The sequence below is a fragment of the Dyella sedimenti genome (genome assembly GCF_022760995.1).
Classification (GTDB): Bacteria; Pseudomonadota; Gammaproteobacteria; order Xanthomonadales; family Rhodanobacteraceae; genus Dyella; species Dyella sedimenti.
The window spans coordinates 188,485-210,140 of sequence record NZ_JAKWJO010000007.1; the positions used below are offsets into that span (position 1 = coordinate 188,485).

The following is a 21,656-nucleotide window of genomic DNA, read 5'->3' on the forward strand; positions in this document are numbered from 1 at the left end:
GCCATCGACCGCTTCACTCTTGTGATCGGCCCCATGCGAACGAGCCGCGGAAATTTCTCCCCGCGCCATCGGCAAGGTTTGCGACGCCGGCACTGGCACACCTGGAAGCGCTGCGCCTGCAGACCTTTCGCCTGCACGACGGGCCACCCATCGCTGGCTTGCGCCAGGTGTCCGCCGCCTTGCCGCCCAGCGGCCGCAGCGACGGCATGGCGGGCACGCTGCCGCAACTGGAGGCATTGGCCGGCGTCATGAACACCTCCGGATCGGGCGTGCTGGCGTCCTTGCGCTTGTTGCTGAGCGTGGAGCAAATCGACGAATCCGCCTGGGGGCTTCTGCTCGCGCTGGTGAAGGATGCGGAGCTTTCCACGCTCACGGCGCTGATCGAGCCCCTGTACGCCGCGCAACGCATGCAGCGACAGCTCGTGCAGCAGCGCTTCGAGGAATGGGTCCTGTTCCGGGAAGCGCGCGAAAACACCTTGAAGGAGGACCGCCATGCCCACTAGCGGAAGGGACGGGGCCAGAAGGATCCAATGAAGGCGGGCGCGCCGCAAGCGCGTGGACAGCCGCGACATAGGCAAGCGTTGAACGCACATTCTGCCGGCGACGGTAAAACTTTCATCCCGACCGCCGCCCGCGACCGCAGCAAGCGCCCGCCGATGCGGCATCCAGGCTCTGGCATGGATGTTGCCCTCATCAACAGGCGCCGATGGGAGCGCGTCCACAGGGATTTCAGCCATGCATATCGATCCTACGTCCCCCAGGCCGCGAGGCTTTGCCGCCATGGATGCCCAGCGGCAACGAGAAGTATCCAGCATCGGCGGGCACACCGCGCATGCCGGAGGGCGCGCGCATCGCTTCACCCCGGAGGAAGCGCGCATCGCCGGCCGCAAGGGCGGCACCGCGGTCAGCCGCGATCGCGAGCACATGGCGGCCATAGGCCGGCGCGGCGGCCGCAGCCCGCTTAACCGGAAAGCCGGCAGCCCCAAGGCCGGCACGGAGTGATCCCCATGAGAAAAGAACAGCTGCTTTCCTTCATCGCTGGACTAGCCTTGGCCGCCAGTGGCCCGCTGTCCGCGCAGACCGGCGCACCCGCCGGCCAGGCCGGCCCAGGCCCGGCCGACCAGACCTTCCTGCGCAAGGCCGCCACCGATGGCGCCACCGAAGTGGCGCTGGGACAGCAGGCCGCGCAGCGGGCGCAGGCGGCCCCTACCCGGGAACTGGCCCAGCACCTGGTCAATGACCATACCAGGGCGAACCGCGAATTGGCCGACCTGGCCATGCGCAAGCACGTCGACGTGCCCACGCAGCCCGACCCCGAGGCCCTGGCCGGCGCCAAGGCGTGGACCTCGCTGCAAGGCGCCGCCTACGACCATGCCTATACCAGCGCCATGGTCGAGGACCATCGCAAGGCGATCGCCCTGTTCACCGAGGCGACGCGCAGCGAGGATCCCCAGATCCGCCAGTTCGCGCAGGCGACCCTGCCGGTGCTCAAGCAGCATCTTTCCATGGCCATGGCCCTGAACAAGGGCGATGAGACGCCCTCCGGCGGCGGCGCGACGCCTGGCCAGGGCATGGACGGCCGGTAAACCGGAAGTACCGGCGCGGCAAACATTACCCATCATTCGAACGAAGCTTGCACGCGGCCTCGACCGGGCTCGGGGCATGCTCCGGGCCTAGGTCAATGGCGCAACCTGGAAAAACGCGCCAGCAAAGCGCCGTCAGGAACGTTCGAATATGCAAGAAACCGCCCCGTCGATCCTTCTGGTCGACGATGATCATGTTTTTCTCCATTCCACGCGCGATTACGCCAGGCGAAAGGGCTGCGAGGTCTACACCGCCTCCACCGTCGAGGAGGCCATGCGCACGGTCAGGCAGCACGCGCCACCCGACCTCATGCTGCTGGATCTCTCTCTGCCGGACGGTAGCGGCCTCGACGTGCTCGATCACCTGGATGCCAAGGATTGCGGCGAGGTGATCGTGCTGACCGGCCAGCCCGACGTGGATACCGCCGTGCGTGCCATGCGCCTGCGCGTGGACGACTACATCGTCAAGCCGATGGGCAGCGGCTATTTCGACGCCCTGCTGCAGCGCGCCGACCAGCGCGCGCGTTCCCGCGCCCCGGATGGCCTGCACCGCAGCGCGCGCTGCGGCGACCTGATCGGCAACTCCCTGGCGATGAGGCGCCTGTTCAAGCTCATCGAGCGCGTGGCCCCGATGGACAACACCATCCTCGTGCACGGCGAGAGCGGCACGGGCAAGGAGCTCGTCGCGCGTGCGATCCATCACTACAGCGGCCGCACCGGCGCATTCGTCGCCGTGAACTGCGGCGCCATACCGGCGGACCTGATCGGCAGCCAGCTGTTCGGCCACGAGCGCGGAAGCTTCACCGGCGCCATACGCGACCATTCGGGCTATTTCGAGCAGGCGCAGGGGGGCACGCTGTTTCTCGACGAGTTCACCGAGATGCCGACCGCGATGCAGACCTACCTGCTTCGCGTGCTGGAAACGCGCGACATCACCCGGCTCGGCGCCAAGGGAGAGCGGCACGTGGACGTGCGCGTGGTGGCCGCATGCAACCGCCCGCCCGCCGCCGCGGTGCAGGAGGGACTCCTGCGCGAGGACCTTTACTACCGCCTGGCGGATTTCCCCATCATGGTTCCTCCCTTGCGCTCGCGCGGCGACGACGTGATCGTGCTCGCCAGGCGTTTCCTCAAGGCGCTCAACGACGAACACGGCACGGAACGCAGCTTCTCACCCGCATCCATCGACTTCATGCTGCATTACGCCTGGCCGGGCAATGTGCGCGAATTGCTGCATGCCGTTCGCCACGCCTACCTCCTGGCCGAGGACAGCGAGGTCCGGCTGACCTCGATGCCCGACGCATTTTCCCTCCATGGCCCGCGCACGCAGGGCATCGGCTGGTCGGGGCAAACCTTGGAGGAACTGGAGCGGGAAGCGATCGAAGGGGCGCTGATGCGCTGCGGCAACGACAAGACCCGCGCCGCCCGCATGCTTGGGGTCAGCGTCAAGACTGTCTACAACAAGCTGGTGCGCTATCGCCAGCAGCAAGACCAGGGCCTGGACTCCTAAGAGCCTGTTCAAAGTCTCCCTGCCGGCGATGAGCAAGTGTGCACGGACTTCCTTGGCTCCTCCTCCTGCGCGCAGGGAGAGGCTCGAAGATCGCTAGCACCACATCGCCACGCGGCGCTCGGTGCCGGGATCGCGGACGGCCTCGGGAAGGTCCAGGTATTCCGGTTCGATGCAGGGCTCGTTGCCCGGCAGCGGCAGGCGCTGGATAGGCTCGCGCCTCTTTCCGGTGGCCGGCGGCGGGTAGCGCACCGGATCTTTCCCGGCATCGCGGGGTTTGGCATGCATGGTCAGCTTCCGCTGGTATGGCTGGATGGCGGCGTGTTGGCCGTCGTCGCCGGCGCCGGGCTGGTGGTGGTCGATGCCGGTGGCGGGTTGTTGGCGGGCGCATAGGGACTCGGTGCGGTACCCGAAGGGGCCGCGTGCGTGCCGGGCTCCGCCTGGTCCCGGTCGCGCCCCTGACATCCCGCGAGGACCCCGGCAACGAGCAGACCAAGTGAGATGACGACCAGATAACGACTCATAATGTCCTCCAAATCGGCCGACTCCCGACGCATCGCGCGGAGCCGCCGGGCTCGTCAACGATGCTTGTGGCTCTGCTCGCCCGCACGCACGTGTTGCTCGTGGCTGCCGCCACGGCTGCCCGCGCTCTTGCCTTCCTTGCCTTGGCCGCCATGGCTGGCCTTGCCGCCCTTGCTGGCGATCTCCCGCTGCTTCTCTTCGCTCATGGCGCCGAATCCACGTCTGCTGTGTTCGTTGGGCATCTTCATTCTCCGTAGCTCAGGCATGCCGGGCGCAATGTCCCGACCCGGGGCCAGATTGCACAGGCCGCGCGCAAAGGGATGCGTAGTGGCCATCAACGGTCTCTTCCACAGGTTGCCGCCGTTCAGCGCAAATCTCGCGCACGGACGCGGCGAAAGGCCATGGCACGGGAAAGAATGCGAAGACGGATTTGCCGCCCTATGCGGCCGGCGGCCGGCATGCCTGGAAATGAAGCACGACCCTCGTGCCTTCCCCCGGAACGGAATGCAGCGTCACCTTGCCGCGCAGCTGCTGCATGAAGCCCTGGATCATCGATAGCCCAAGCCCCGTGCCCTGCCCTTGCGGCTTGGTGGTGAAGAACGGCTCGAATGCCCTGGCGACCATGTCGTGGGACATGCCGATGCCATCGTCCTCGACGGTCAGGCGGATCTCCTGCGCCTCCGTGCCGCGCCCCACGCCCCCGCTGGTGGAAATGCGCAGGCATCCCCCGTTGGGCATGGCATCGCGGCCATTGATGGCCAGGTTCAACAGAGCGGTTTCCAGCTGGGTGACATCGCACAGTATCCACAAGGGCATGGGAGCAAGGTCTATCCGCACGCTGACCCGCGAACCGACCGTGCGCTCCAGCAAGTCGGCCATCGCGGCCACATGGCGGTTAAGGTCGAGCGGCTGGGGGATCAGCGGCTGGCGCCGCGCGAAGGCGAGCAGGCGCTGGGTCAGGTGCCGGGCCCGGTCCACCGAGCGCATGGCGCTTTCCACATGATGTTCCGCCTTCGCCGTGTCGCCACGCTGCAGCTGCAGCGTGGCCACGTCGAGGCTGCCATAGATCGCCTGCAGGATATTGTTGAAATCGTGCGCCACGCCGCCGGTGAGCCGGCCCAGCGCATCGAGCTTCTGCGCCTGCAACAACTGCTCGCGTGTCGCTTCCAGCGCATCCTCGGTGGCGCGCTGTTCGCTGACGTCGCGGATGAGATAGGCAAAGCCATGCAGCATGCCGTTCTTGTCCCTGAGCGCGCGCATGGTGATCCGGGCCAGGAAGCGCTCCCCGTGCTTGCGCGGCAGATGGCGCTCGTCCTCGCAACTCCCCTGCTCGCTGGCCTTGCGCAGCATGCCGGCCGGGATGCCGGCCGCCTGGTCTCCCTCATGGAACAGGCATGCCACGGGCTTGCCCAACACGTCGTCGCCGGCGTAGCCCAGCATGCGCTGCGCACCGTCGTTCCAGTCCAGGATGCCGCCTTCCGCATCGAGCATGCAGATCGCATATTCCAGGGCGCCCTCGGCGAAAAGCCTGAAGCGCCGCTCGCTGGCCTCGAGCCTGGAAAGCGCCTCCCAGCGCTTGGTGATGTCGCGGGTAACCTTGGCGAAGCCGATCAGGCGGCCATCGTCGTCGCGGATCGCGTCGATGGCGACCAGCGCGCGAAAACGGGTGCCGTCGCGCCGCACGCGCCAGGCTTCGTCGTTGTAGCGTCCCTCGCTGCGCGCGATGGACAGGGCGCGCTCGGGCATCCCCCGCCGGCGGTCCTCTTCCGTGTAGAACATGGAAAAATGCCGCCCAAGCACTTCTTCGGAGGCATAGCCCTTGATCTGCTGCGCCCCGCTGCTCCACAGGTTGATATATCCGTCAGGGTCGAGCATGTAGATGGCGTAGTCCACCACGGACTGCACCAGCAGGCGGAAACGATGCTCGACCGTTTCCGGCGAGGCCCGCGTCAAGCCTTCGCCGATCGCTTCGAGCCGGAGGGGCGAGGTCTCGTTCGTCATGTCTCGATGACTCAGTGGGAGCATGCCCGATGGCAGGCCTCTCCCACGACCGACAGCAGGGTATGGCGGCCGTAGGGCTTTGCCAGGAAACGCATGTCCTCGTCGAGCGGCGTATCGGCCCACCCGAGGTCGCCGGAAACCACGACGATGGAGGCCCGGGTGCCGCGGGCCTTCAATTGGTGGGCCAGCTCGATGCCGTTGGGCGCCTCATGCAGGTTGACGTCGGTGAACACGACGTCGATATCGCTCCTGCCGTCGGCGATCTGCAATGCCTGCTCCGCGCTGTGCGCGGCAATCACTTCATAGCCTGCATCCTCGAGAAGGAGGCAGGTGACTTCCATCACGTTCGTATCGTCCTCGACCACCAGCACCACGTTCACTCGGACTCCCCCAAGAGCCTATGGCAACCGTATCCAGTGAACCGCATGCCAGGTATGCGCACCGTGATCACGATGGGCTGAGACAGACGGCAGCCGATTCGACGAGCTAGACATGGCGGCGTGGCCCAAGGTCGATTCATCCCCATGCCACCACGGCAAGGCGTTACCGGGCATGAACGAGGCCAACGCGTTTTACGTGGGCTGTGCGGCTTGCATTCATTCTGCGATGCAACGCATGGCATTCACGCGCCGCACACGCCGCTGTGACCGCTTGAACACGACACGAGGACGAAGGTCGGGGGCTAGAAGGAGAATTCCATGGGTGCAGTACTGGTGGTTGATGATGAAGCAACCATTCTCGATGCCACGACTGCCTTGCTCGGAGCCTGCGGCTACGAGACGTTCCCAGCCCGCACCAGCGAGGACGCCATCAGGATCCTCACGCTGCGCCCCGACATCGACATCATCCTCTCCGACATCGCGCTTGCCCACGGCGACAGCGGCGTCCTGCTCGCCCGGCGCCTGGCCCATTCCGCCTGGCCCGGCACCTTCATCCTCGTTTCCGGGGACCCCGACGCGATAGCGCAGGCAACGGACCGCCCCCGGCGCTCGCTGCTGCTCAGCAAGCCCTATGGCCGCAAGGATCTCCTCAAGGCGCTGGAATCGGCGTCGCAGATGAACCGGACGACACTCCATGTATGACTTTCCCAAACGGGAAGCACGGCCCGGATTCCTGGGAAGAAGTCCATGACAAACGGCGAGTCTCCTGCTCCATGGCGCGGCGTAGGAGACTGTGCGATCTATCTCCTCAATCGCCGCGGCCGCATCGTGGCGTGCAACTACGAGGGCGTCATCACCCATCCGCATCGCGCCGAAGACCTGCTGGGGCGCGAATTCCTTGCGCTGTACGCCACCGATGCCGAGAGCGGCCAGGCCATCCGGGATGCCTTGCGCCGCGTGTCGTCGGGAGCCAGGCATATCCAGAAGGAGATGCCGCTGCGACGACGGGGCGGCCAGCGCTTCCATGCGCTTGTTTCGGTGGATGCCCTGCGCTCGACCGATGAGGGAGTGAAGGGCTTCGTCGTCATCATCTGCGACAGGAGCGACCGCAAGGGTGCGGAGGACCGGCTGCGCGAAAGCGAACGGCGCTTCCGCCTGCTGGTCAAGAGCGTCGCCGACCACGCCATCTGCATGCTGGGCCAGGACGGCACCATCCTCGACTGGAACCTCGGCGCCCAGCGCATGACCGGATTCGGCGCCAGCCACATCACCGGCCAGCACTACCGCATTTTCTTCCATCCGCACGACCGCGCCCGCGAGCAGCCCGAGCGGCTGCTGCGACGGGCGGCGCAAAACGGTCAGGTCGAGTACGAATGCGATCTCGCACGCGTCGACGGTCAGCAGTTTCCCGCCTGCCTCACGCTGGAATCCGTGCAGAACAACGACGGCAGCCTGCTGGGCTTCGCCTGCATCATCCGCGACATCACCGAACAGCGCCTGGCGGAACAGCGGCTTCGCGAGGCGCGCGAGCAGATCGCTCATAGCCAGAAAGTGGAGGCCATCGGCCAGCTCACGGGCGGCATCGCGCATGATTTCAACAACAGTCTCCAGGGCATCATCAGCTCGCTCGAGATGGCCATGGTTTTCCTGGAGGACTCGCCGAACGAACAGGCCAGGCACTACGTCCAGGTCTCCCAGGAGGCGGCCATGCGCGCGGGCGGCCTGACCCAGCGACTGCTCGGGCTCGCGCGGCGGCAGGCGCCGACCAACCATCGCACCGACGTCGGCCCGCTGCTCTGGTCGATGCGCGACGTGCTGGCCCGCCTCTTGAGCGACGGCATCACGCTGGAGGTCCAGGTGGAGGACGACCTGCCGCCGCTCGCCTGCGACGGCGGCCAGTTGGAAAGCGCCATACTCAACCTGGCGATCAACGCGCGCGACGCCATGGGCGGCAATGGCTACCTGCTCCTGTGCGGATGCCTTGACCCGCGCGAGGACGCGGCACAGGACGATCCACCGAACCGGCAGTACGTGGAAATCAGCGTGGCCGACAACGGCCAGGGGATGGACGAGGAAACCCTGCGGCGCGCCTGCGAACCGTTCTTCACCACCAAGGCGAAAAACCAGGGCACGGGCCTGGGCTTGGCCATGGTGTCCGGCTTCGTGGCGCAGCATGGGGGCAAGGTGGCCATGCAGAGCAAGCCGGGATGCGGCACGGTGGTGTCCCTCGTCCTGCCCTGCAGCGGGGCCGGGGCGAGCGCGCCCACCGAAGAACCCAACCTGCCGGAGCCCGACCTCGCGGGCTTCCGCGTGCTGGTCGTGGAAAACGACCATGCCGTGCGTGCCTCGATCAGTGCGCGCCTCAACCAGCTGGGCTGCCAGGTCTTCGAGGCGACGACGGGGCGCGAAGCGCTGCTTACCTTCGCCGCCTGCCCTTCCTGGGATCTGCTGCTGTCGGACATCGACCTGCCCGAACTCGACGGCTACGAACTCTGCCGCGAAGCCCGCCGCCAGTTCCCCCGCCTGCGCGTGATCCTGATGACCGGCTACGTCGACAGCGAATTGCTCCGCCATGAATTCACCGACCGCTATACCGAAAGCCTGCTCAAACCTTTCGACATGGGCGCCCTGCTTACCAAGCTCCGGCTGCTGATGGGCGTCACCTAGCGGGACCGGCGGCGAATCGCTGGAGGTCGCCGGTCAGTTCGGCCAGGCGTCGCTCGCGCTCGCCGGGGCTGCGCAGGATGGCCGAGGGGTGCCAGGTCGCCATGCCCCACACGCCGCCAGGCAAGGGGAGCCACTGGCCATGCTGCGCCGTCAGGCGGAATGCCGGCCCGAATGCCGCCTTGGCCGCCATGGCGCCCAGGGCGAGCACGCGCGTGGGCCGCACTTCCCGCAACTCGGCGGCCAGCCATTGGCGGCAGATGGCCTGTTCCCTCGCATTCGCGCGCTGGTTCAACCGGCGCTTGCCGTGCAGCCCGAACTTGAAATGCTTGACCGCGTTGGTGACATACAGCTGCCCGCGATCGAGACCCGCCGCCGCCAAGGCGCGATCGAGCAGCGCGCCTGCCGGCCCCACGAAGGGCTTGCCCGCCAGATCCTCCCGATCGCCCGGCTGTTCGCCGACCAGCATCATGTCCGCGTCCGGCGCGCCTACGCCGAACACCGTCCGGGTCGCCTGCTGCCACAGCGGGCACGCGCGGCATCGTCCCGCCTTGCGGCGGAGCGAGGCCAGCGTGCCCGCGGGCGCGGGCATCGCGGGAGGCAACGCGAGCGGATAGGTCCAACCGGTTTCTCGCCTTGCAGCCATGGCGCGACTCCTCGATGAGGGCACTCTCGCCGACATGCCATCACGCATGCGAGCGCCGTACCGGCACTGCCGGGCCGTCGGCACCGCCGCAACGGCATCGCCATCGGCGAGACCAGTCGGTCCGCCGCGTCCGCTGCCCTATCCCGCAGGGCCGCCCATCACCGGCAGGATCGCTCCGGAGACATAGCTGGCGCAGCTCGGCGCGGCGAGGAATACATAGGCCGGCGCCACTTCCTCCGGCTGGGCCGGGCGCCCCATCGCGCTGGACTGGCCGAAGCCCGGCACTTGCTCCGCCTCCCGGTCGGCCGGGTTGAGCGGTGTCCATACCGGCCCGGGAGCGACGGCATTCACGCGGATGCCGCGATCGGCCAATTGGCTGGCGAGCGATTGCGTAAAGGCATGGATGGCGCCCTTGGTCGCCGCATAGTCGAGCAGCTTGGCGCTACCGAGGAAGCCGGTTTCCGAGCCGGTATTGATGATGCTGCCCCCTTCGCCGAGATAGGGCATCGCCGATCTCGCCATGTGGAAATAGCCGTAGAGGTTGGTGCGTATGGTGAGATCGAGCCGTTCGTCGGTCAGTTCCTCGAGCGACTCGGCGTGCTGCTGGAATGCCGCGTTGTTGACCAGGACATCGAGATGGCCGAAGTGCTCCACCGTCTTGGCCACGGCCTCGTCGCAGAACATGGCGTCCCTCACGTCGCCTTCCAGGAGCAGGCATTCGCGACCTTCGTCCGCGACCGCGCGGCGCGTGGCCTCCGCGTCCGCCTGCTCGCTCAGGAAAACGATGGCCACGTCGGCGCCTTCGCGCGCGAACAGCACCGCCACCGCCCTGCCGATGCCGGAATCGCCGCCGGTAATCAGGGCGACCATGCCGTCGAGCTTGCCGCTTCCCACGTAGGCCGGCGCCCTGAAATGCGGCGCCGGGCGCAGCTGGGATTCCTCGCCCGGCTTGGCCATGTGCTGGGCGGGCAGCGGATTCTCCGGATACGTGCGCGCGCCTGCCTGCACGGCTTGCTTGCCGTCGCCCTTCGGCGCCGCCTGCTTCGTCTCGTCTTCGTTCGTCGCCATCGTCGTTCTCCGGCTGTCCTTTCGCGTCGGGGCCGATGCTGCGAACCCGCCGGTTCACGGCATGTCAAATCGGCGCCCGGCTTATGTCTGCCTTGCACAAGCGGACTCCAGCAGGTTCATGGACATCATCGGAACCTTGACAAGGATGGAACGCATGGCTGACGCCGGCCACGAATAATCGAGCCCCTGCCTGGCGGAGGATGCGACGGCAGACGCATGGTTATGAATGATCCTTCGCCCACCTCTGGAACTCAGACTATGGCCAATGAAACGAGCAATCGCGGTTTTGCATCGATGGATCCCGACAAGCAGCATGACATCGCCTCCAAGGGCGGCAAGGCTGGTGGCGGCGATCATGCTACCCATGAGCAACACGTCCAGGCCGGCAAGAAAGGCGGTGGCGACCACGCCTCGCACGAGCAGCACGTGAAGGCCGGGAAGCAGAGCCACAAGAACGGCTAGGCTGCTGGACGGCCAAACCAACGGCATGCCGCGGTCACCCGCGGCATGCCTTCCCCTTTCAGTACTGGGGCGCGGCGGCGGCGGGCATCATGCCGCCGCCGCGGCCGTGCGTGTTCCAGGAGCCTGTCCGCGATCTCCCCGCGCGGCTACGGGAGATCGCGGACAGGCTCTTACCGCCTATGTCCCCTCGCCCCCAGCAGCATCTCCTCCAGCCATGGCATCAGCAGCGAGGCGTAAGCCTGCCGGTTTTGCGGCGTGCTCAGCGCGTGGTCGGCCCCGCGGATGACGCGGTAGGTCAGCGACGAGACTCCGGTGAAGGCCGCGCGGTAGCTCGCCAGCACCGGTGCGGGCACGATGCGGTCATGCTCCGACTCCACCAGGAGCACATCGCCCTTGAACTCACTGCAGGCCAGCAAGGCGTCGCTGTCCTCGGGCGTGTGCCGGTGGCGCCGATAGCCCGCCAGGTGCTGCAAGGCGGCCAAGTCCTTCTTCGGAACGTTCCAGTCGCTGTCGCGGTACAGCGCCGGGGCCCGCAGCCCCAGCCAGTGGACTGGCCGGCGTCGCGTCGCCAGGACCGCGAGATAGCCGCCGTAGCTGCTGCCGATCACGGCCATCCGGGAAGCGTCCACCGCGGGATGGGACAGCAGGAAATCGTAGGCGGCCAGCACGTCGCCGAGGTTGTCCTCCCGCGTCACCGTTTCCCTCAGGTTGCGCGTGGCCACGTGGCCGGACAGGTCGAAGGTGAGGCAGACGCAACCGAGCGCGGCCAGCTCCCTGGCGCCAGCCCGGTATTGCTCCTGGCTGCCGCCCCAGCCATGCACCATCAGCACGCCCGGCATGTTCGGCCGCGGCGCGACGAGCGTGCCCGCCAGTTCGCCTCCCCGCACGGAAAGATGGACCACGTCATCCTGCACGCTCATCGGCTTTCCACCTTGACGTAGGTAAGCGTGGGCGTTCCGCCCGAGGGCGAGGGCGCGCGGTAGATCGCCTCGGCGCCGGCGGGCGGCGCCGCATCCGCTTCGTAGCACTCGACATAGGCCACTTCCACCGGCTGCCGTCCCGCGGACGCCAGCAGTTCCGCAGCCACGATTTCGGCGGGACTCGCACCGCCGATGCGCCAGGACTGTTCAAGCACGCCCGAATGCCAGTGGCCCTTCGCATCGTAGCCCTGGATGACATCGTAGTTCGCGCGGGAGACGACCAGTTCCGGAAAGGCCTCCAGCATGGCCTCGTGGTAAGCCATCGCCTGCGCCAGCGCCAGCCTTTCGCGAGGATCGGCGAGCGTCTCGAGGAACAGGGAAAGGCCGCCACGCGCGCAGCGCAACCGGCTGCCGCCGTAGCGCGCGATGCCGTGGCGATCCCTCGCTGCGCGCTGGTAGCCCAGGTACGACAGGCTGAAGGCCGGCAGCACCACGTATCCCACGCTCATGGTCACCGGCTCGCGCAAGTCGCGCTCGACGACGATGCCCGATGCCAGCCCCGTGGCCAGCGCGCTTTCCCGTTCGATCAGGAGGCGCAGCGCCGCTTCGTCCTGCACCACCCACTGGCTCCGTCCTCCGCGCGCCTGCGCCAGCTTGATACGGATGCTGCCGCCGCGGAACAGCCTGCCGGCGGCCTCGTGCAGGTCGGCCAGGCTGAAGGCCCCCCAGCCGGGCACGACCAGTCCCGACAGCCGATCCGGATGACGATGCCGCCAGCCCGGCGGCGCCGATGCGCGCGAGGCCACCAGGGGATGACTCATCAATTTCGTGCCGACGAAGGGATACGGCACGATGCCGCCAAAGAACTGGTCCACCCCATGGATGTCCAGCTCGCTCGCCTGCGCGGCATCGAGCGTATCGGACGGTACGAGGTATCGGCCATCCGGCACCAGGCGGCGTCCCAGCCGGCGGGTCACCCAATGGTGCGCGGCCGTTTCGTGGTCGGCCAATGGCCTGCCATCGAGGGGCACGTAGACCGGTCCGCGCGTCGCGGTCATGCCGGCGCCTTCGCCGCCCGGCTTCCGCAAGCACCGGCCATCGTCGCCGTCATGGCCCTAGGGCTGCCCGCGCCCCCCGGAGGCACCGAATACCTGGCCGGTGACGTAGCTCGCCTCGGCCGATGCCAGGAACACATAGATGGGCGCCAGTTCCGCGGGCTGGCCCGGGCGGCCCAGCGGCGTGTCCGCGCCGAACTGGCGGAGCTTCTTCTGTGTTTGGCCTCCGGTCACCTGCAGGGGCGTCCAGAACGGCCCGGGGGCGACGGCATTCGCGCGGATGCCGCGATGGCTCATCTGCTTGGCGAGGCTTTTCACGAAAGCCACGATGGCGGCCTTCGTCATGGAGTAGTCGAGCAGGTTCTCCGAGGGGTCGTAGGCGTTCACCGAGGCCGTGCACACGATGGCGCCGCCAGGGGCCATGTCGCGCACCACTTCCCTGGTGATCCAGAACATCGCGTAGAGATTGGTCTTGAGCGTCCAGTCGAACTGGTCGCTGGCGATCTGCTCGATGGAATCGTGGCTCTGCTGCCTGGCGGCGTTGCTGACCAGTACGTCGATGCCGCCAAGTTCCCGTCGCGCGCGCTGCACCATGTCGCGGCAAAAGGCTTCCTCGCGGATGTCTCCCGGCAACGTCACCGCCTTGCGTCCAGCCTGGCGGATCAGTTGCACCACCGCCTGCGCGTCTTCCTCTTCCTGCGGCAGATAACCGATGGCGACATCCGCGCCTTCACGCGCATAGGCGATGGCCGCCGCACGCCCGATGCCCGAGTCCCCACCCGTTATCAGCGCCTTGCGGCCGGCCAGCCGGCCGTTGCCACGATACGTGGCCTCGCCGTGGTCGGGGCGTGGGCGCATGCGGCCGGCCAGTCCCGGCCATGGTTGGGATTGCTCGTCGAACGGCGGTCGCGGATAGGCCGCCGCCGGCTTGGCGGCCGGCGCCGACTCGCCGTCCCACGCCGGATAGGCGAGCGAGGCGGCCAGTCCGAGCGAGGCGCCCTGCATCAGGCGCCGGCGCGCTTGCGAAACGCATTCCTTCATGACGCGGTGCCGCCGGCCCAGCCCAGCTCGGCGCAGGCCAGTGTTGTGCGATCGACGGGGCGCTCGTTCAGCAACTGTGCCAGAGTGATCTCGTAGCGGGCGAGAATGCGATCGATCGCCGAGCGCACCCACGCCTGGTCCTGCTCGCTGGCGTTGAGGAGGATGTCGCGGGCCAGTCCCGACAATTCGGCAGCGAAATCGGCGCTTCCGGCGTAGTGCCGATGCAGCGTGGCCGCATCCACTTCCAGCCGTGTCAGGTCCCGTTTCAAGGTGGTAGTCGTCTTGTGCATGAAGCCAGCCTAGCCACGTCCTCATCAACGGCTTGGCAAAAGCGCATCGCTGTTTCGCTTAGAGCCTGAGAGCCACGCCGTTCCTTGACACGACGACGACGACGCCTTGAACCACATGGCGGCACGCTGTGCGGGCCTCACGGAAAACAGCCATGAAATCCAAAGCAAGCAAGGCAAAGCCCCGACGTCCGGCAGGCACATCCGGCTACCCGGAACCGCAACCCACGCCGAGCCGCCCCGGCAGGAACCTGCCGGAGGCGAACTCGCCGCATGAGCCGCAGAACAACCCCCGGCAAAAGCCCAAGCCTTCTTCCTGACGGCGGCCCACTGGCGAAGAAACCCATGACGGGAGGCATCGAACCCTCTCCCAGCGGGAGAGGGCTATCGCGCCGCCATGATCGCGGGAAAGGGATGGGGAGACTCGACCGCGCGAAACCTTGTGCCTGCTATGCCGCCAGCGCCTCGATGACCGCGCTGGTGAAAGCCGGAATGTCGTCGGGCTTGCGACTGGTGATGAACTGGCCGTCGGCGACCACTTCCTCGTCCACCCACTGGGCGCCGGCGTTCTCCAGATCCTTGCGCAGCGACGGCCATGAGGTGAGCTTGCGTCCCTTCACCAGGCCGGCGTCGATGAGCGTCCATGGGCCATGGCAAATGGCGGCGATCGGCTTGCTTGACTTCGAGAACGCCCGCACGAAGGCGACAGCCTCCGGGATCTGCCGCAGCTTGTCCGGATTCATCACGCCGCCCGGAAGCACCAGCGCATCGAATGCGTCGGCGTTCGCCTGGCTCAACGGCTGGTCCACCTTGACCTTGTCGCCCCAGTTCTTGAGATTCCAGCCGGTGATCTGCGCGCTGTCGCCGGGAGCGATCACGGTGACCTGCGCTCCCGCCTGTTCCAGCAGGCGCTTGGGTTCGGTCAGCTCCGATTGCTCGAAACCGTCGGTGGCGAGCACCGCGATCTTGCGGCCGTTCAACGTGGACTGGTTCATGGCTTGCGCTCCCATGGCGAGGAAAGCGCCATGATGGAACCGCATGCATGGGGCCATCGTCGCGCTGGCGTCGGCAATCCGTGATGGCGATAGCGGCCATGATTCCGCTCGCCCGCCCAGCCTTGGCGCTTGTTCACGATCTCCGCATGGCCAGGCTACGCACGGCGTCGGCGAGCGTCTGCCGCACGGTGTCGATGCCTTCCCAGGGATCGCCGCGCAACCGCCGCAGGCGCTGCACCGCGGACTCGATGTCGAAGGCAGCCGGCCCGGCGATCCTGCCCAGTTCGCTCCAGCGCAAGGGCACCGCCACCGGGGCCCCGGCGCGGGCACGCAGCGAATAGGAAGCGATGCTGGTCGCGCCGCGGCTGTTGCGCAGATAGTCCACGAAGATCAGCCCGCGACGGCGGGCCAGCGTCGAGACGGCGATGAACTCGTCCGGCCTGGCCTGGGCCATGGACGTGGCGAATGCCTTGGCAAAGGCCTTGGCTTCCGCCCATGGCGCCGCCGGCCGCAACGGCACCACCACGTGGAGCCCCTTGCCCCCGGTGCAGCGGAGAAAGGACGCCAGCCCCAACTGGTCGAGCCAGCGCCGGGTCAGGCGTGCCGCGGACTGCAGGCGCTCCCATGAAACGCCTTCGCCCGGATCGAGATCGAACACGATGCGGTCGGCATGCGCATCGTCATCGACGCGGCATCCCCAGGGATGGAATTCGACCGCGCCGAACTGCACCAGCTCCATGACCGAGCGATCGTCCGTGAGATAGAGATAGACGCGCCGCTTGCCGCCGTTCTCGACCAGGGCCTTGGAGCCGGCATGGCGAAGGCCGGCCATGGTGTGCTTCTGGAAGAAGCATGGCTTTCCCAGGCCGTCCGGGCACCGGAGTATCGAGACCGGACGATCGATGACGCCGGGAAGGAACCAGTCCATCACCGCATCGTAATAGGCGGCCACGTCGCGCTTGCGGATGCCCGTGCCGGGATAGACCTCGCGTTCCGGATGGCTGATGTCGATACCGCGCAACGCGGTGGCCGACGCTGATTCCGGCGATCTTTTCCCCGTGGCGCGGCGCGTCGGCGTTTTCGCCTGACCCGACAGGTCGCCCGCACGCTTGTCCTCGCGCACCGCCTTCAGGCTCGGCTGCCTCAGCAGGCCGTTGCCGGCGATGCCCCGGTAATAGACCTCCACCACCACTTCCGGCTTCACCCAGCGCGCACCACGCAGCGTGGGATCGATGCCCGAAGCATGCACGGTCGGTCGATCGCCGCCGCGCCTGGCGGCCAATGCATCGCCCATCCGACGCAGTTGGGCATCGGAAAACCCCGTACCCACACGCCCCGCGTAATCCCAGCCGCCTTGCGGGGACGGCCGGCCGAGCAGGAGGGAGCCGAAACCCTGGCGGCTTCCCTTGCCCGCCGTGTAGCCGACCACCGCGAATTCATCGCTGTCCTGCCGCTTGGTCTTCAGCCAGTCGCCCCCGCGTCCCGCGCGATAGGCCGAATCCACGCGCTTGGAGACGACGCCTTCGAGGCCCGCACGCAAGACGCTCTGCCATACCTCGTCGCCCTTGCCGACGATGTGCTCGCTGAGCCGCAGGCGATCCGCCGCGACCCCACGCGCCTGCTCGAGCACGGATGCCAGCATGGCCTTGCGCTGGAGTAGCGGCGCCTGGCTGATGTCGTATCCGTCCAGGTGCACGAGATCGAACAGCACGTAGGAAAGCTCGCCGGCCTGCTCGCCGGACAGGGTCTTCTGCAGCGCGTTGAAATCGCTTTGCCCATGCCGGATCGCGACCAGTTCGCCATCCAGGCGCGCGGAACGCAGTCCGAGCGCCCCGACGGCCTCGACGATCGCCGGGATGCGCTCGTTCCAGAGCAGCGCATTGCGCGACCAGCACGCCACCTCGCCCTTGGCCACGGCGGTGAGGATGCGGTAGCCATCCCACTTCACCTCGTGCAGCCATTCGTCCCCGAGCGGCACCTGCGCGCGCAACTGGGCCAGCTCGGGCGGAAAGAAACCGGTATCGATCGTGGCCCTGCTGCGCTTCTCCACGCCGGCCAGGTCCAGCCGTGGCGCACTTTTCCCGGGTACGCGCGCGATCGCCGCCTTTCCCCGGGACCGTGGCGGCCCGGCCTTGGGCGGAGGCGTTGACGGCTCGCCGAGCAAGTCGTCCGCCTCGATGTCGCCGGCGTAGGCATCCTGCGACTTGATGAGGAACCACGCCGGCTGGCGTTCCTTGCGGTGGCTGCGCACCAGGTGCCACCGTCCATGGAGGCGCTCGCCGTACAGCGAAAATTCCAGGTGACCCTTGCGCAACTGCGCTTGCGGATCGCCCTCCGGCACCCAGGTGCCGCGATCGAAGCAGTCCACGTGCCCGGCGCCGTAATTGCCTTCGGGAATATCGCCCTCGAAGTCGGCATAGGCCAGCGGGTGGTCTTCCACCTCGACGGCCAGGCGCTTCACGCCGGGATCGAAGCTGGGTCCCTTCGGCACCGCCCAGCTCTTGAGCACGTTGCCCACCTGCAGGCGAAAATCAAAATGCCTGCGGCGGGCGTGGTGCAGTTGCACGACGAAGATAGGGCGCGACTCCCGCTTGGCGGCGGAGCCCTTCGGCTCACGGGTGCGGGCGAAATCACGCTTGCGGCGGTAGGCTGCGAGGCTCATGGCATGGCCGGCCAGGTGACGGCGGACGACGCGCGCTCAGCCCGAGCGGCGACGCGATGGCTTCTTGGATGCCGTTTTCCCGGCGGCCTTGCGCGCCGGCCTCGCCCTGCCCGGCGTCGTCGGCGCGGCCTGTCCTTTGGCGGGCGTCCGCCGCTTGGTGTCCAGGCTCTTGCGCAGCAGGGACATGAAGTCCACCACGTTCGTCGCCGCGTTCCCGGGAACCGCCGCCTCCTCTTCCGGCGTGACCAACACGCCCTTGGACTTCATGCGCTTCTCGATGACCTTGCGCAACCGCTCCCTGAACTCGTCGCGGAACCGGGCAGGCTGCCATTCCTCGCTCATCGACTCGATGAGCTGCTGTGCCATCTCCATCTCCCTGGCCGAGACGCGGTAGCTGGCGGGCTTGCCTTCCGGCAGCGGGTACTCGCCGGCATCGATGAGTTCCTGCGGATAGCGCAGCAGCACCAGCATCAGGCTGTCGTCCTTCGGCATCACGGCGGACAGGTATTCGCGTGTCCGTATCACCACGCGCGCAATGCCCATCTTGCCGGTCCGCCGCAAGGTCTCGCGCAGGAGCACATAGCCCTTCTCCGCCTTCTTGCCCGGCACCAGGTAATACGGCCGCTCGAAATATTCCGGGCCGATCGCACTGGCATCGACGAAGGTCTCGACCTCCACCGCTTCGCGTCCCTCCGGCGAGGCGGACTGGATGTCCTCCGGCTTCAACACGACGTAGCTGCCCTTCTTGTACTCGAACGCCTTGACGATGTCCTTCCACGGCACTTCCTCGCCCGTTTCCGCATTGACCCGCTCGTAGCGGATGGGCGTGTGGCTGCGGCTGTCGAGCATGCGGAAATGCAGGTCGACGCTGCGCTCGGCCGGCATCAGCGATACCGGCACGTTCAACAGGCCGAACGAAAGGGTTCCGGTCCATATCGGACGAGCCATGGCATGCTCCAGGCGATCGGGAAACGAGCCCCTAGAAAACGACCGGCGGCGTGAACCACCTGTGATCCACCTTCCAGGACCGCATGACCCGCCTGTGAACGCAAGCACGCCACCGACGCCAATATCACGCGGAGGTATCGCCCGGTGCCTAGCATGAAGCGACAGGCACCCGTGGAGGCATCCCATGAGCGATCTCATCATCGCAGAGTTCGATACCCAGTTCGCCGCCGCCTCGGCGCTGGACAAGCTGATCTCGCGCGGCCTCCGCCGCGACAGCGCCGTGGTCTGCTCCAGTGAAAGCGTCGGCGGCTCCTCGGCCAGTTCGAGCGCCCCGACCACGATCGTGTCGCGGATCAGCCATCACGCCATACCGCGCAACGAGATCCGCGCGCCCGGCGAGATGCGCGCGCCAGCGCGCGTCGGCCATGCCACGCTGACCGTCGAGCTGGCGCGCACCCTGCCGCTGGAAGACGTCATGCAGGTCATGAAGGCGACCGGCGCCCGCGGCGTACACGTCGTGGTGAACCAGAAACTGGATGCGGAGGACCCGCAACTGCAACCGGCGATCGGTTACGGCTCGCCGCTCGACGTCGGGCGGGCCACCACGGCGAGCAGGATCGCCCACCACTAGGCGGCGCGCATCCTACTAGATGCGCCCAAGCAGCACGAGGATCAGCAATATCACCAGGATGAGCCCGATGCCGCCGCTTGGCCAATACCCCCACGACCGGCTGTACGGCCATGCGGGAATGGCACCGATGACAAGCAGCACAAGGATAATCAGTAGGATGGTGGACATGTCGATGCCAGGGTGAGGAAACGGTGCCCGGGAAAACCGCCCTTGCGATACGGGCCACCGGACGCCGCCACCATGACATCGCTGGCTTCAAGCCCCGGTCCTCGCCGTATCAACGGCCTCATCCACAAGCACCGCCAGGGTGGCGCGCCTAGCGGCGGCGCCCCGCAAGTGGAACCCGGCTTCCTCCGCGCAAGCGCCTGGCGACCAGCCATTCATAATCAGCCACTTGCCGCCCACGCACCCAGGCACTGAACGGTGTGGCCGGCTGACCACAGGCCGTCAAAATGCGCGGCTACCTTCTGCATTGACACGAAGGGGTCCATCGCGGACCTGGCGGAAGGAGTTCGTCATGTCATCCGAGCGGGAAAGGGATGTGCTGAACGAAGCGCTCAGGACGGCGCTCGACGAGAACCGGTTGCTGAAACAGGAAATCTGCCTGCTTCATGCCCAGCTTCGGCGCCATCCCAGCGGCGAGCTGCAGATCCGGCAAGCCCGCCGCCAGTTGGCGTCATCGCCGCCCCATGACCCGTGGGAAGGTCCACTCCCCCCGCCTTGACCTGCGCGTACGCCAAGGCCTACGAGATCCTTCCATCATGCCGATACCCACGGGAGCCCCGCGCATGGACAATGGGGAGTCCATTCTCGGGGGAGATAGGTGTCATGCAACAGGAACCCGTGGCGACGCGTTCGGTCGCCCAGTTGTTGATGGTCGCGCGCAGCCTGGTGGAGCTTACCGACCGCGCCGTGTCCGACAGCGAGCTGTCGCACGCCTCGGCGGACGTATTGGTGTTCGCGGCGCGGCAAGCCGCCCGGCTGGTGGAGGACGTGGTCAGCGCGCGCGCGCATGATTCCGCCGGGGCGCATGCCCTGGTGGCCAGCCCCGGCAGCACCGACCTCGATCGCGCCTATACCGACCTGGAATGCCTGGCCGAAGCGGGCGGCATGATCCGTGCACACGGCATCGGCACGCAGTACCGCACGCACCTGGCGTACCTCATGCGCTACGCCGCCGAATCGGCTTGCCACGCGCTGGAACGCGCCGAGCGCGCCATGGACATGGGTGGCGGGACCGCGGGCACCGTCCAAGCCGCCGCCGCGCTGCAACTGCCCCACTAAGACCCTGCTCAAAGCCTCGATGCCCCCTCCCAGCTTCCCCCTGCTTGCAGGTGGAGGAGCCAGGACATGCACGCTCTGGCCCCATCCCCTGCTCGCAGGGGAGGGGTGCTTGGCCGAAAGGCCAGCGTTCAATCCGGATGGGACTTGGCATCGGGCGCGGCAACCTGTTGCAGCGGCCCGACCTGCACGTGCCCGATCCAACCGTCGAACACGTTGACGGCGGCGATGTCGACCACCTTGACCATGTCCTGCGCGGGCGGGCACTCCCCGGGGTTGACGACCGGCTTGGCCAGGTCGGTGAAGCCGGCCGGGCAATACCAGCCCCCCTTTTCGGCCACGCGGGTCAGCATGGCCATGCCATCGGCGTAGCGGCGCTCGGCGCGCACCGCCGCCGTGGCGTCGGCATAGGTCGGGCGCATGCCGGCCAGCAGGGCCTCGGCGGCCTTGCGGTCCTGCGCCGTCGAGGATTGGCGGGCCGTATCGTAGGCCTGCCGGAAATTGGAATTCGGCCGCTCGGATGCCAGGGCCAGCCAGGCCAGGGCGAGCGGCCGGTTCACCGGCTGGTGGTCGCCGTTGAGCGCCATGACGCCCAGCACGTACTGGGCCGGCTTGCTCGCCCAGCTCGCGGCGGTGGTGAAGAATTTCTGCGCATTGGCGATGTGTCCCTTGCCGTATTCCTGGGAGGCCAGGCAGTAGTAGTAGTCGCCTGGCAGGAAACGTTCCTCCCCGATCGCGCAGTTGGTGCTGGCGAGGTCCTCGTTGCTGGGCACCGCGCCGTCCTTCGGCGTCGCCGCGGTCTGTGCCATGCCTGCCATTGGCAGTACCGCCAGGGCCAGCGCGATCGCGCTCCCCAGCCACCATCCCTGCATCCTGTCTTGCCCGTTCATTACCGACTCCCATGGTTCGCACAGGGCGAATCAGACGCCCTTGATCGTAACGGCGAGCGGGGACCTGGGGATGACAGGATCGGGAAACGACAGGCCCCGAGCCCTTGGCAGCGAGG

At 67.3% G+C, this 21,656-nt stretch carries 24 protein-coding genes and 1 pseudogene; 10 read left to right on the plus strand and 15 right to left on the minus strand.

Translation table 11 applies throughout. From position 1 onward, the window contains the following. Nucleotides 1-167 precede the first annotated feature (167 nt). The 4 genes from MJ605_RS15230 to MJ605_RS15245 all read left to right on the plus strand — a co-directional run bounded on the left by MJ605_RS15230 (nucleotide 168) and on the right by MJ605_RS15245 (nucleotide 3,090). Nucleotides 168-503, plus strand: coding sequence for a hypothetical protein (locus MJ605_RS15230; RefSeq protein WP_243042397.1), 336 nt, complete (start codon nucleotides 168-170; stop codon nucleotides 501-503). Nucleotides 504-735: 232 nt separating this feature from the next. Next, a complete protein-coding gene (locus MJ605_RS15235) occupies nucleotides 736-1,002 on the plus strand; it encodes a stress-induced protein (RefSeq protein WP_243042398.1) in 267 nt (88 codons plus the stop codon). 5 nt (nucleotides 1,003-1,007) lie between these two features. Further along, on the plus strand, nucleotides 1,008-1,586 hold the full coding sequence (locus MJ605_RS15240) for a DUF4142 domain-containing protein (protein WP_243042399.1): 579 nt from the start codon (nucleotides 1,008-1,010) through the stop codon (nucleotides 1,584-1,586). Between the two features lie 148 nt (nucleotides 1,587-1,734). Next, nucleotides 1,735-3,090 (plus strand): sigma-54-dependent transcriptional regulator, encoded by a 1,356-nt coding sequence (locus MJ605_RS15245; protein ID WP_243042400.1) that lies wholly within the window; start codon nucleotides 1,735-1,737, stop codon nucleotides 3,088-3,090. Between the two features lie 93 nt (nucleotides 3,091-3,183). Here MJ605_RS15245 and MJ605_RS15250 read toward each other — a convergent pair whose 3' ends face one another. The 4 genes from MJ605_RS15250 to MJ605_RS15265 form a co-directional block, all read right to left on the minus strand. Then, nucleotides 3,184-3,375: a hypothetical protein gene (locus MJ605_RS15250; protein WP_243042401.1), complete on the minus strand. Its 192-nt coding sequence runs from the start codon at nucleotides 3,373-3,375 to the stop codon at nucleotides 3,184-3,186. A 290-nt stretch (nucleotides 3,376-3,665) separates the two neighbouring features. Then, nucleotides 3,666-3,857, minus strand: coding sequence for a KGG domain-containing protein (locus MJ605_RS15255; protein WP_425601023.1), 192 nt, complete (start codon nucleotides 3,855-3,857; stop codon nucleotides 3,666-3,668). Between the two features lie 190 nt (nucleotides 3,858-4,047). Beyond that, nucleotides 4,048-5,610, minus strand: coding sequence for a PAS domain S-box protein (locus MJ605_RS15260; protein ID WP_243042403.1), 1,563 nt, complete (start codon nucleotides 5,608-5,610; stop codon nucleotides 4,048-4,050). An 11-nt stretch (nucleotides 5,611-5,621) separates the two neighbouring features. After that, nucleotides 5,622-5,990 (minus strand): response regulator, encoded by a 369-nt coding sequence (locus MJ605_RS15265; RefSeq protein ID WP_243042404.1) that lies wholly within the window; start codon nucleotides 5,988-5,990, stop codon nucleotides 5,622-5,624. A 318-nt stretch (nucleotides 5,991-6,308) separates the two neighbouring features. Between MJ605_RS15265 and MJ605_RS15270 the strand changes: the two genes are divergently transcribed. Next, nucleotides 6,309-6,692 (plus strand): response regulator, encoded by a 384-nt coding sequence (locus MJ605_RS15270; protein ID WP_243042405.1) that lies wholly within the window; start codon nucleotides 6,309-6,311, stop codon nucleotides 6,690-6,692. Nucleotides 6,693-6,737: 45 nt separating this feature from the next. Continuing rightward, complete coding sequence (locus tag MJ605_RS15275; protein WP_243042406.1) at nucleotides 6,738-8,657, plus strand: hybrid sensor histidine kinase/response regulator; 1,920 nt, start codon at nucleotides 6,738-6,740, stop codon at nucleotides 8,655-8,657. Here MJ605_RS15275 and MJ605_RS15280 read toward each other — a convergent pair. Continuing rightward, complete coding sequence (locus tag MJ605_RS15280; protein ID WP_243042407.1) at nucleotides 8,650-9,300, minus strand: UdgX family uracil-DNA binding protein; 651 nt, start codon at nucleotides 9,298-9,300, stop codon at nucleotides 8,650-8,652. The two genes, MJ605_RS15275 and MJ605_RS15280, sit on opposite strands and share 8 nt — an antisense overlap. 138 nt (nucleotides 9,301-9,438) lie before the next feature. Continuing rightward, nucleotides 9,439-10,410, minus strand: a pseudogene (locus tag MJ605_RS15285) (SDR family oxidoreductase); the annotation flags it as partial. A gap of 216 nt (nucleotides 10,411-10,626) precedes the next feature. Between MJ605_RS15285 and MJ605_RS19375 the strand changes: the two are divergent. Further along, nucleotides 10,627-10,830, plus strand: a complete 204-nt coding sequence (locus tag MJ605_RS19375) for a KGG domain-containing protein (RefSeq protein ID WP_345779541.1) — start codon at nucleotides 10,627-10,629, stop codon at nucleotides 10,828-10,830. Nucleotides 10,831-11,000: 170 nt separating this feature from the next. Here MJ605_RS19375 and MJ605_RS15295 read toward each other — a convergent pair whose 3' ends face one another. The 7 genes from MJ605_RS15295 to ku form a co-directional block, all read right to left on the minus strand. Continuing rightward, nucleotides 11,001-11,750, minus strand: coding sequence for an alpha/beta hydrolase family protein (locus MJ605_RS15295; RefSeq protein ID WP_243042409.1), 750 nt, complete (start codon nucleotides 11,748-11,750; stop codon nucleotides 11,001-11,003). Beyond that, a complete protein-coding gene (locus MJ605_RS15300; RefSeq protein WP_243042410.1) occupies nucleotides 11,747-12,808 on the minus strand; it encodes a DUF3182 family protein in 1,062 nt (353 codons plus the stop codon). Before MJ605_RS15300 ends, MJ605_RS15295 begins: the two co-directional genes overlap by 4 nt. A gap of 57 nt (nucleotides 12,809-12,865) precedes the next feature. Further along, entirely contained in the window at nucleotides 12,866-13,846 is a 981-nt protein-coding gene (locus tag MJ605_RS15305) for an SDR family oxidoreductase (protein WP_243042411.1), read from the minus strand. Then, nucleotides 13,843-14,136 (minus strand): hypothetical protein, encoded by a 294-nt coding sequence (locus MJ605_RS15310; RefSeq protein ID WP_243042412.1) that lies wholly within the window; start codon nucleotides 14,134-14,136, stop codon nucleotides 13,843-13,845. Before MJ605_RS15310 ends, MJ605_RS15305 begins: the two co-directional genes overlap by 4 nt. 446 nt (nucleotides 14,137-14,582) lie before the next feature. Further along, nucleotides 14,583-15,128, minus strand: a complete 546-nt coding sequence (locus tag MJ605_RS15315) for a type 1 glutamine amidotransferase domain-containing protein (RefSeq protein WP_243042413.1) — start codon at nucleotides 15,126-15,128, stop codon at nucleotides 14,583-14,585. Nucleotides 15,129-15,261: 133 nt separating this feature from the next. After that, on the minus strand, nucleotides 15,262-17,790 hold the full coding sequence (gene ligD / locus MJ605_RS15320) for a DNA ligase D (protein ID WP_243042414.1): 2,529 nt from the start codon (nucleotides 17,788-17,790) through the stop codon (nucleotides 15,262-15,264). 36 nt (nucleotides 17,791-17,826) lie between these two features. Further along, a complete protein-coding gene (gene ku / locus MJ605_RS15325; RefSeq protein ID WP_243042415.1) occupies nucleotides 17,827-18,738 on the minus strand; it encodes a non-homologous end joining protein Ku in 912 nt (303 codons plus the stop codon). A 184-nt stretch (nucleotides 18,739-18,922) separates the two neighbouring features. On the opposite strand from ku, the gene MJ605_RS15330 reads away from it, so the two are divergent. Next, nucleotides 18,923-19,369, plus strand: coding sequence for a hypothetical protein (locus MJ605_RS15330; RefSeq protein ID WP_243042416.1), 447 nt, complete (start codon nucleotides 18,923-18,925; stop codon nucleotides 19,367-19,369). Nucleotides 19,370-19,384: 15 nt separating this feature from the next. Here MJ605_RS15330 and MJ605_RS15335 read toward each other — a convergent pair whose 3' ends face one another. Next, nucleotides 19,385-19,537, minus strand: a complete 153-nt coding sequence (locus MJ605_RS15335) for a DUF3309 family protein (RefSeq protein WP_243042417.1) — start codon at nucleotides 19,535-19,537, stop codon at nucleotides 19,385-19,387. Nucleotides 19,538-19,886: 349 nt separating this feature from the next. Here MJ605_RS15335 and MJ605_RS15340 point away from each other — a divergent pair, with 349 nt between their 5' ends. Together MJ605_RS15340 and MJ605_RS15345 are read left to right on the plus strand one after the other, a co-directional pair. After that, complete coding sequence (locus tag MJ605_RS15340; RefSeq protein ID WP_243042418.1) at nucleotides 19,887-20,093, plus strand: hypothetical protein; 207 nt, start codon at nucleotides 19,887-19,889, stop codon at nucleotides 20,091-20,093. 104 nt (nucleotides 20,094-20,197) lie between these two features. Beyond that, nucleotides 20,198-20,653 carry a hypothetical protein gene (locus MJ605_RS15345; protein ID WP_243042419.1) on the plus strand — a complete coding sequence of 152 codons (456 nt, stop codon included), beginning with the start codon at nucleotides 20,198-20,200 and terminating at the stop codon, nucleotides 20,651-20,653. Nucleotides 20,654-20,781: 128 nt separating this feature from the next. On the opposite strand, the gene MJ605_RS15350 is transcribed toward MJ605_RS15345, so the two are convergent. Further along, a complete protein-coding gene (locus tag MJ605_RS15350) occupies nucleotides 20,782-21,540 on the minus strand; it encodes a hypothetical protein (protein WP_243042420.1) in 759 nt (252 codons plus the stop codon). Between the last annotated feature and the right edge of the window lie 116 nt (nucleotides 21,541-21,656).